The organism is Nostoc sp. (genome assembly GCF_036917575.1).
GTDB lineage: Bacteria > Cyanobacteriota > Cyanobacteriia > Cyanobacteriales > Nostocaceae > Nostoc.
Window position 1 is genome coordinate 1 of sequence record NZ_JBALDC010000068.1, and the last position, 9,503, is coordinate 9,503.

The 9,503-nt window shown below is 40.9% G+C and carries 6 protein-coding genes; 5 read left to right on the plus strand and 1 reads right to left on the minus strand.

Translation table 11 applies throughout. From position 1 onward, the window contains the following. Window positions 1-506: 506 nt before the first annotated feature. From V7K79_RS19520 to V7K79_RS19540, 5 genes are all read left to right on the plus strand, one after another. On the plus strand, window positions 507-803 hold the full coding sequence (locus V7K79_RS19520) for a hypothetical protein (RefSeq protein WP_335049647.1): 297 nt from the start codon (window positions 507-509) through the stop codon (window positions 801-803). A 542-nt stretch (window positions 804-1,345) separates the two neighbouring features. Beyond that, window positions 1,346-2,167: a signal peptide peptidase SppA gene (gene sppA, locus V7K79_RS19525; RefSeq protein WP_335049648.1), complete on the plus strand. Its 822-nt coding sequence runs from the start codon at window positions 1,346-1,348 to the stop codon at window positions 2,165-2,167. A 96-nt stretch (window positions 2,168-2,263) separates the two neighbouring features. Continuing rightward, window positions 2,264-2,677 carry a chorismate mutase gene (gene aroH, locus V7K79_RS19530; protein ID WP_335049649.1) on the plus strand — a complete coding sequence of 138 codons (414 nt, stop codon included), beginning with the start codon at window positions 2,264-2,266 and terminating at the stop codon, window positions 2,675-2,677. A gap of 737 nt (window positions 2,678-3,414) precedes the next feature. Beyond that, the gene (gene treS, locus V7K79_RS19535; RefSeq protein ID WP_335049650.1) at window positions 3,415-6,801 is read left to right on the plus strand and encodes a maltose alpha-D-glucosyltransferase; all 3,387 of its coding nucleotides are present in this window, start codon (window positions 3,415-3,417) and stop codon (window positions 6,799-6,801) included. Between the two features lie 830 nt (window positions 6,802-7,631). Continuing rightward, window positions 7,632-8,018 (plus strand): hypothetical protein, encoded by a 387-nt coding sequence (locus V7K79_RS19540; protein WP_335049651.1) that lies wholly within the window; start codon window positions 7,632-7,634, stop codon window positions 8,016-8,018. A gap of 33 nt (window positions 8,019-8,051) precedes the next feature. On the opposite strand, the gene V7K79_RS19545 is transcribed toward V7K79_RS19540, so the two are convergent. Beyond that, on the minus strand, window positions 8,052-9,341 hold the full coding sequence (locus tag V7K79_RS19545; protein ID WP_335049652.1) for a lipid-A-disaccharide synthase: 1,290 nt from the start codon (window positions 9,339-9,341) through the stop codon (window positions 8,052-8,054). Between the last annotated feature and the right edge of the window lie 162 nt (window positions 9,342-9,503).

Here is a 9,503-nt window from a genome sequence, read left to right on the forward strand (position 1 = left end):
GGGAATGGGGAATGGGGAATGGGGAATGGGGAATGGGGAATGGGGATTGGGGAATGGGGAATGGGGAATGGGGAATGGGGAATGGGGAATGGGGATTGGGGAATGGGGATTGGGAAGAGACAAGGGAGACAAGGAGAATTTGGGACAAGGGGAAGGGAAAGACTTGTTGTAAGTTATAACTTTAGTCTTCTTGTCTCCTCTGCTCCCCCAAGAAGGCTGAATATTAACTTAGATTAAAAATACTCTCAGAAAATGAAGCTCTTATTTAATGTGCTGCAAAGCAATAAACAAGTAGTACGCTTGGCTATAACCTTTATTTTCCAAGGTTTTTGTAGATTTAAGTTGCTTTTTTTAGCCACAGCATGGGCTGTAACTACTAGCCCTTTATTTTAATGAAAACTTAAGATTTTTGACAGATTGGCTGCTTTGGAGCGATCGCTCGTATTGTAGAAAATGACAAACCGCTATCTTGCTTTTGTCATCTTTACTCACGGAGTTTGTCTGAAATGACTATTTTTACTAACTTTCTCCGCTCCCTAGTACTCACAATCATTTTTAGTTTTTTCGTTCCCCTCTTTTTCGTTGGCGGCGGATTCCTCTTTTTATCCCTCATTGGTCACTTCCCTGGCTTACAAGAGTTAACTGAGGCGATCGCAACTGAGATTGTGCATTTTCTCGCCACCTTCGGCAGTGGAACTCCCCTACGCGGATTATTTGTAATTAGCTTGACTTGTAGTTTTGTTGGGGCACTGTTTGATATATTTGTCTATTATAAGTATCAAATCTTACGTATAAACTCTTAAGTAGTAACATCGCTTCGTCAGTAGATTGTTGAGCTGTAGAAGACAGGAAAAAGTGATATTTCCGAGAGTAAAAGTACTACAGGTCTTAACCTAAATAGAGATTAGTCTTGCTGAATGAACTTTTATTAATTAAATACAAGTGTCTAAGTAATTGATTAAATATTTATATATTCATCAGTTATTAGTTATTAATTACTGACAACTAATAAACCTGCGCGACATAGTAAAACAGTCTTAAAGCATTTAAAAAGCCAGAATAACAAGGTATTGAACACTTTGAATTTGACAAAATAGCTAAAATAGTCTTTCTAAATCATCACGTTAACGCTAAACTAGAATTTAGCATTTTGTGCTATCTGCAATCTTTAAGGATTTGATTAGCATTAATTGAGAATTTTAAATAAAACTCACTGAAAAATATAAAAATTTCCTTAAAATCCTGATGAGTACAATGCCTGCTCATGTTTCTTAACAGAGGAAAGCAGGTCAGATGACCTTTGAGCATCTTATATTGAATTTATTACGAGGTATGTTGACAGCTCATGGTTTGGCCGTTTAAGCCCAAGTTTAGAAAACAAATTGCGCGGATTGAAATTACTGGTGCGATCGCCGGTGCTACTCGCAAACGCGTCTTAGAAGCCCTGAAAACTGTAGAAGAAAAAAAGTTTCCAGCATTATTGCTACGTATCGATAGCCCTGGCGGTACAGTCGGAGATTCTCAAGAAATCTACAGTGCCCTAAAGCGTTTGCGCGAAAAAATCAAAGTTGTCGCCAGCTTTGGCAATATTTCGGCTTCTGGAGGAGTTTACATCGGCATGGGAGCCGAACACATCGTCGCCAACCCAGGTACGATTACGGGTAGCATTGGTGTGATTCTGCGTGGAAATAACTTGGAACGCTTGTTAGAAAAAATTGGTGTTTCCTTCCAGGTGATTAAGTCTGGCCCTTACAAAGATATTTTGGCTTTTGATCGGGAACTAACTCAACCAGAAGAAAATATCTTGCAAGAGCTGATTGACACGAGTTATCAGCAGTTTGTCCAAACGGTAGCTGAGGGCCGTTCTTTAACGGTAGAAGCTGTGAAAAGTTTCGCCGATGGGCGGATTTTTACTGGACAGCAAGCCCTAGCTTTGGGTGTTGTAGACCGCCTGGGCACAGAAGAAGATGCCCGTCGTTGGACAGCAGAACTGGTTGGTCTCGACCCAGAAAAAACTCTCTGCTATACCTTAGAAGAGCGTAAACCTTTTTTGAGCCGTTTCGTACCAGGGAGTCGTCAATTTTCATCAGGAATTGGGGCTGGTATTGATTGGCTCGAATTTGAAATGTCTACTAGTGGTTTACCTCTGTGGTTATATCGACCATAAATGGTTGTTGGTCATTGGTAATTTGTCCTTTGTTCAGAGTGAAATGACCAATGACTAATGATTAGTGACTAATGACTAATTAAGGAGGATTTTGGCGTGGACTGGCAAATGCGGGCTATTCGCGGAGCAACAACCGCTTCAGAAAATACTGTTGAGACAATCCGAGAAGTGGTTACAGAACTACTAAATGAACTGGAAAATCGAAATCAATTCCAGCCAACGGACATGATTAGTGTGACTTTCTCAGTGACACGCGATTTGGATGCAGTTTTTCCAGCTGCGATCGCAAGAGTGCGTCCTGGTTGGGATAATGTGGCTATGTTGGATGTGCAGCAAATGCACGTCGAAGGCAGCTTACAGCGCTGCATTCGCTTCTTAATTCACGCTTATCTGCCAACCTCTGCCTCAATTCATCATATTTATTTACGCAACGCCGCTAGCTTGCGTCCCGACTGGAGTTTGCCTCAGACTTTACAAGCATCACAGCAAGCAGTTAAGTCAAAAGTGTAAAAGGAGAAATGTATGGGTTTGAATATTACATAGTTTTGAAGAAGTTTGAGTGGCTTCTGGGTGAATATCGTCATCGGGTATTGATTAGTGTTGGGTAGTCTATGACTGAAAAGATAGAATACTTATAATCAACTTTTTTACTTTAATACATAACCAAATTTTTCAAAATCTTGACAGCTTCCTTGCTAGAGATATTTGAGAAACATCCGATTTATACTACAACTTCCCAGATAAACACTTGCGATTTTTTAAAAATATAAGGTTTGCCATGTTTAACTTGGACGTGGAGATATCCATTAATGGCATCTTTAATACTTTCCTTGTGTAAAATATAATCACCAAGGACGACCATAACAAAAATTTTTACAACCTCATTTTGGATTACTATAGTCTACAATAAGTTTTGTTACATTTAAGCATTAAGAATAAAAATTATATAGCAGTTTGCTTTTTAAGTGAAGTTCAAAATGCAGTACCGGAACATCAGATATAAAAAGCTTCTGCTTCCTGCTTCAAAAGCCATAACTTTGTACTTCATATAAATGAAAACTGCTATATGTATATACGCAGTTGGTATGACTATTTATGACTAAATATAGCTCGTTTGGTAGTTTCATTACTTAAGCAAGAAAGTGTAAACATTACTCGTGTAAGATAAATAAGCTGATAATCTCAGCGATTGTATCAAGTAAAAATATAGTTCTATTAGATATGCGATCGCATATCTTTTTAAAATAATGCCAAACTCCAACTTGAAAGATGACTCATTATGGTTCAAAAATGCAATTATCTACGAACTAGGTGTTCGCACATTTGCTGACAGTAATGGTGATGGTATTGGTGATTTTCAAGGACTGACAGAAAAACTAGACTATTTACAAGATTTAGGTATTACTGCCATTTGGTTGTTGCCTTTTTTTCCTTCACCACTCAGGGATGATGGTTACGATATTGCCGATTACACTAGTGTCAATCCTATCTATGGCACGTTAGAAGACTTTAAAGCGTTTTTGAGCGCTGCTCATCAGCGCGGTATTCGGGTAATTATTGAGTTAATTATTAACCATACCTCTGACCAACATCCTTGGTTTCAAAGAGCACGTCGCGCCCCGAAAGGAAGTCAGGAGCGAGATTTTTATGTTTGGAGTGATAGTCCTGAAAAATACCAAGAAGCGCGAATTATCTTCCAAGATTTTGAGACATCTAACTGGACTTGGGATTCAGTTGCCCAAGCTTATTGCTGGCATCGTTTCTATTCCCATCAGCCTGATTTGAATTATGACAATCCCTTGGTGCGCGAAGCGGTATTTGATGTTCTAGATTTTTGGTTGGAGATGGGTGTAGATGGATTACGCATGGATGCTGTGCCTTATCTATACGAACGGCAAGGAACGAACTGCGAAAACTTACCCGAAACCCATGCGTATTTGAAGGAGTTGCGATCGCACATCGACACGAAATTTCCTAACCGGATGTTACTAGCTGAGGCGAACCAATGGCCTGAAGATGCAGCGCAATATTTCGGTGCGGGGGATGAGTGTCACATGAACTTTCATTTTCCGCTAATGCCGCGCTTGTTTATGGCATTGCGGATGGAAGATAATTTCCCGATTGTGGATATTCTCCAGCAAACTCCATCCATTCCTGATAACTGTCAGTGGGCATTGTTCCTCCGCAACCATGACGAACTGACTTTAGAAATGGTGACAGATGAAGACCGCGATTTTATGTATGGGGTCTATGCACAAGACCCGATGATGCGGGTAAATTTAGGCATCCGTCGCAGATTAGCGCCGCTTTTAGGCAACGATCGCCGCCAAATTGAGTTACTCAATAGTTTACTGTTATCTCTACCAGGAACCCCCGTACTTTATTACGGTGATGAAATTGGCATGGGAGATAATGTTTATCTAGGCGATCGCAATGGTGTTCGCACACCTATGCAGTGGAGTTCTGACCGCAACGCCGGTTTTAGTCGCGGCAACCCGCAACGCTTGTATCTACCCGTCATCGTTGACTCAGAATATCACTACGAAGCACTCAACGTTGAGGCACAACGGACTAATACCAATTCTCTCTGGTATTCGATGAAACGTTTAATTGCAACTCGCAAACGGTTTCCGGCATTGGGTGAAGGGCGTTTTGAATTGGTACAGTCTAATAATCGCAAAGTTTTTGCCTTCAGCCGGATCACGTCTGAAGAAGATGTCTTGGTAGTAGCAAATTTATCTCACTATGTACAAACGGTGGCATTAGATTTATCAACCTTCAATGGACTACTACCAGTAGAAATTTTTGGTTCCACTGAGTTCCCACCGATTACAGAATCGCCCTATTTCCTCAGCCTAAGTCCTTACGGGTTTTACTGGTTCACCTTACAACGTAAATCTAGTTCAACTCAACCCCCTAAACCCCAAGCAGACTTAGCAACTTTGCAAGTAAATGGTTCATGGCAGAATGTGACTGGGCAACGAGAGTCAAAAAGCATTCTAGAATCAACACTGCGGGATTACCTCTATACCTGTAGCTGGTTTGGCGGCAAAACTCAGACTGTACAATCAACACAAATCATTGAAGCGATTTCTTTACCCTATAATCAGCAGATAGCTCAAATTGTTTTGTTGCAGGTAGATTATAGCCAAGGAAAGCGCGAAACTTATCTGTTATTTCTTGCCTATGCAGAAGGTGAGCAAGCAACACATCTTTTGGCAGAAATGCCGCAAGCTATAATTGCACGGCTTGGGGTACAAGGTAAAATAGACACTCCTCAACCCAATACTCAAGAAGTTGGAATTTTATTTGATGCTTTAGCAGACAAGAACTTTCTCACCTCACTGCTAGATGATGCGATCGCTAATCATCACTCTTATAAAGGGATAACCGGAGAATTATTTGGCACTACTACTGATTCATTCTCCGAATTGCGCCGACAGTTAACCAATCATGAGCCGACTGTCCTGAATAAAGAAGAACAAACCAATACTTATATAGTTTATGGCGATCACTTGTTGTTGAAACTCTTCCGCAAAGTCGAGGAGGGTTTGCAGCCAGATTTAGAAATCCGGCGTTTCCTATACCAGAAAAAACGCTTGCAACACTCAGTTTTCCTAGCTGGTGCTTTAGAATACCGTCCTGCAAATAAAATAGGCAATAAAACTGCTTTACCCACGACTATAGGCATATTACAAGAGTTCATTTCAGATATCCGCAATGGCTGGGACTACACCCTTGATAGTTTGCAAAAATACTTTGATTTAGTGACCACAGAACACGCCACTATTACCGAAGTGCCTCTGCCATCAGGTTCCTTGTTGGATTTAGAGAGAATTGAAATTCCAGAATTGGCAAATGCAACTATCACTTCTTACCTGCAAAGTGTTGAACTGTTGGGTAAATCCACAGCTGAATTCCATATAGCGCTGGCTACAAATATAGATAGCTCAGACTTTGCTCCAGAATCTTTTTCATCACTTTATCAACGTTCCATATATCAAAATGCACGTAACTTAACTGGACAAGTATTTCGGTTGTTAAAAGAACGAGCAAACTACTTGCCAACCGATACTCAACCATTAGCATTAGAAGTTCTTAATAGCCAACAGAAAATATTAGAACGCTTTCAGTTGCTTGTCGGGCAAAAAATTACTGCATTGCGTACTCGTCATCATGGAAACTACCATTTATCGCAAGTATTTTACACAGGAAAAGACTTTATTCTTCCTGATTTTGAAGGCGAAGCAGATCGCAGTTTTAGCGAACGACGCATCAAGCGATCGCCTCTACGAGATGTCGCCGGAATGTTGCTATCTTTCAACTATGCAGTTAACGAAGCTCTAGCTTCTCAAAAAGAATCTGGGATGATCCTCTCGGAAAATTTACCCCTTATAGAACAATGGGGACAGTTCTGGTATACCTGGGTTAGTACTAGTTTTCTCAATTCTTATTTAGAAACTGCTAGTCAAGAATCTTTCCTGCCAAAGACAACACAAGAACTAGATGTGCTGCTTTTTGCTTATCTTCTAGAGGAAGCGATTGATGCAGTAGGTAATGAACTGAATAATCGTTCTGAGCGAGTGGAAATTCCCCTGAAATTTATTCTGCGATTACTGAGTGAAACTGCTTAAACAGTTTTCATAGTATAAACTGCAAGAAATAAATAATATAAGGAGGAAAAAAAATGAGTAACAAAACTGGTGAACTGACAAGAAGACTTTATAGGTAAGTATTAGAACTTACAATTTATTGTGAGAGTAGGTGAAGAAGTACAATTAAAAAACAAAACATGACTAGTGAAGAGAATTATTTATACTCCCGAAATAGATGACATAACTATTATTCTGGAAAATAAATAGTTTCACCTGAAATGCTTATAATTGTACGATTCTGCAATACTAGACCTCTTGCAAAAATCTTTGAATCACCCCTCCCCAACCCTCCCCTTGTTAAGGGGAGGGGGCAAGATTTTAAGTTTCCCCCCAATATATCGGGGAGCCACTGCGTTGCGGAGGTTCCCTCCGTTGTAGCAAGTGGCGTGGGATTAAGGGGGGTCTATTCGACTTATACAAGAGGTCTACTCTCAACAGTTTTTGGGTAAGAATTCAGGTGGTAGAGTATTGACAAAGATGACACAAAGGTTTAGATATCACAATCATCAACAAAGACCTGGATAGTCAGCCACTTCTGTGCAAGACGCTACGCGTAGCTTGCTTAAGAGCAGGGGTACGGGGAAGTCAAATACTCTAAGGCAATGGGGCGATCGCATTTCCTTAACTTGAACTTGTCTTTTTAAGTGGCAAACGACTGATGGGTGTAAAACTGGTATAAACAAGCTAAGAAGCAGGAGATTTGCCAAGTAGTTGAAATCTTGTTAACGTTTATGCTTAAAATTGCACAAGAGGTTTATTTAGCATCTACTCACAGCTAAAGTTAACCCTTTGCAGGACTACCCTAAGCAATGCTGACTGAAATTTTGCCTTTCCGTCTTGAGTTAGACACGATCGCGATCGCTGGAGCGAGTTTGTGGTCATTGGCGCTATATCTAGGTTTTTCTAGAGTGAATGAATGGGTTATCGAGCAACTCAATCGCTGGTTTAACTTTGCCGAGCGATCGCTCTACACTAGCCAGTCGGAATTTGAAAAGACTCGTAAAGCCAGAGAATCCCAAAACGCTTTCTATGCCTCACTATTTAGCATTGTGCCTTTTCTGGTAGTCGGCGCTTTCTGTAACTGGATTCTGGAAATTAGTTTAGGTGCGAGTTGGGGAATTAGTACAGGTATATTAGCCTGTATGGGTGCTGGTATTTATGAACTTGGGCGCAGGGATGGAGAATCTTCCGATTAAGCTAGAGTAAAAATCAGGGGGATGTTGTTGCTATTACTCCCTTACCTTTGATGACTTCCCAATTTCCTCACCAACAATCTGTGCTATCTTCTGGGCTGCACCGCTTTCACCGCGAATACTACGAAGTTTAGCGCCTATATCATCCAATTTTTCTGGATGCGTCAAAAAGTCTAAAAGCATTTCTCCAATTTCTTGCGGTTGAAGTTTACCTATGAGTTCTGGCACAATCTCTTCCTGTGCCCAAATATTTGGCCATGCTAATAAACCTTTGCGTCTCATAAATCTTAAGAATAACCAATTAATCACCTTAGCAAAGGGCGTACCGACTACTGGCAAATTTGCCAACAATCCAGGTAAACCATCCCAAGAACGCATAGCGTCGAGTTGCTGCGTTGGTAGCAAAACAATCATTGGCACTCCTAAAGCACCGAGTTCGGCAGTGTTTGCCCCCACTGTAGTCAAGCAAATGCAGCACTGGGATAATAAATGATATGCAGGGTTTTCTTGCCACAGTTCCACAGTTAAGCCCGTTGCTGTTTTGAGTAATGGTTTACCTTTAGCATCCTCTGGAACAATTAAAGAAGCACCATCAAAGCCAAAGGTTTCAGCAATAGAGTTCTTTTGGGGATCGGCAAAACTAGCTAAAGTTGATAAATTCAAAGTCGGCGCTACAGGAATTACAAATTTGGTTTGCGGTCTTTTTGCGTGAACATATTCGGCAATGCTTAGAGCTAATGGTACTCCTTGGGCTAATTTTGCTGCTTTCGATCCAGGGAGTAAACCAATGATTTGGGAGTGCTGAGTAAGCAGTAAGGAGTAGGGAGTGCTAACTTGTTCTTGTGCTTCTAGCATCAAATCACCGACAACAGTGAATTTGTGAGCATATTTCTGGGGGACACGAGCTGCAACTTCAGATTTCATGATTCCAAAGCGATCAATTTGGTTATGCCACCTAGCTGACCATTCGGCGTAAACTACTGTGCGATATCCGAGCTTTTTGCCTATAATCACTGGAAAAATTTGATCGCCGCCTAGAAAAACCACTACACCGCGACTTCTCCAATCCCAATTTTCAAATGTTTTGCCCCAAAGCAAAAATTGCCAAAAATGTTCTGCTCCCTGAACTCTATCTACTTCTGGATAAGAAAGAGCGATCGCTGCTTCTTTACCACTGGCATTTGAGCAAGGTGATAATACTACAGAAATCCTCACTAAAGAATGGTCATCCCCTAATTCTTGCCGCAAAGCTTTTACTACTGGGCGCACCCAGGTTGTTACTTCACCCGGGCCATTTGAAAGGATCAGAATATCTACTTGAGTCATTAGTCAAAAGGCAAATGTTACCTAATTATTTACTATGTTATCGGTATATACTCTAGCTTTTTAATGAGAATCCCCAAAGAGTTAAGAAAGTTTTTTAGCGGCTCTCCACGCCTCGACGCAATTCCAGGCTTCATCGTATGAGTGATGCACGTGAGCGCATAA

What these genes read in the sequence shown, in the direction of transcription:
- V7K79_RS19520 (WP_335049647.1), top strand. Translation starts at nt 507, where the DNA reads ATGACTATTTTTACTAACTTTCTCCGCTCCCTAGTACTCACAATCATT.
- sppA (WP_335049648.1), top strand. Translation starts at nt 1,346, where the DNA reads ATGGTTTGGCCGTTTAAGCCCAAGTTTAGAAAACAAATTGCGCGGATT.
- treS (WP_335049650.1), top strand. Translation starts at nt 3,415, where the DNA reads ATGCCAAACTCCAACTTGAAAGATGACTCATTATGGTTCAAAAATGCA.
- V7K79_RS19540 (WP_335049651.1), top strand. Translation starts at nt 7,632, where the DNA reads ATGCTGACTGAAATTTTGCCTTTCCGTCTTGAGTTAGACACGATCGCG.
- V7K79_RS19545 (WP_335049652.1), bottom strand. Translation starts at nt 9,341, where the DNA reads ATGACTCAAGTAGATATTCTGATCCTTTCAAATGGCCCGGGTGAAGTA.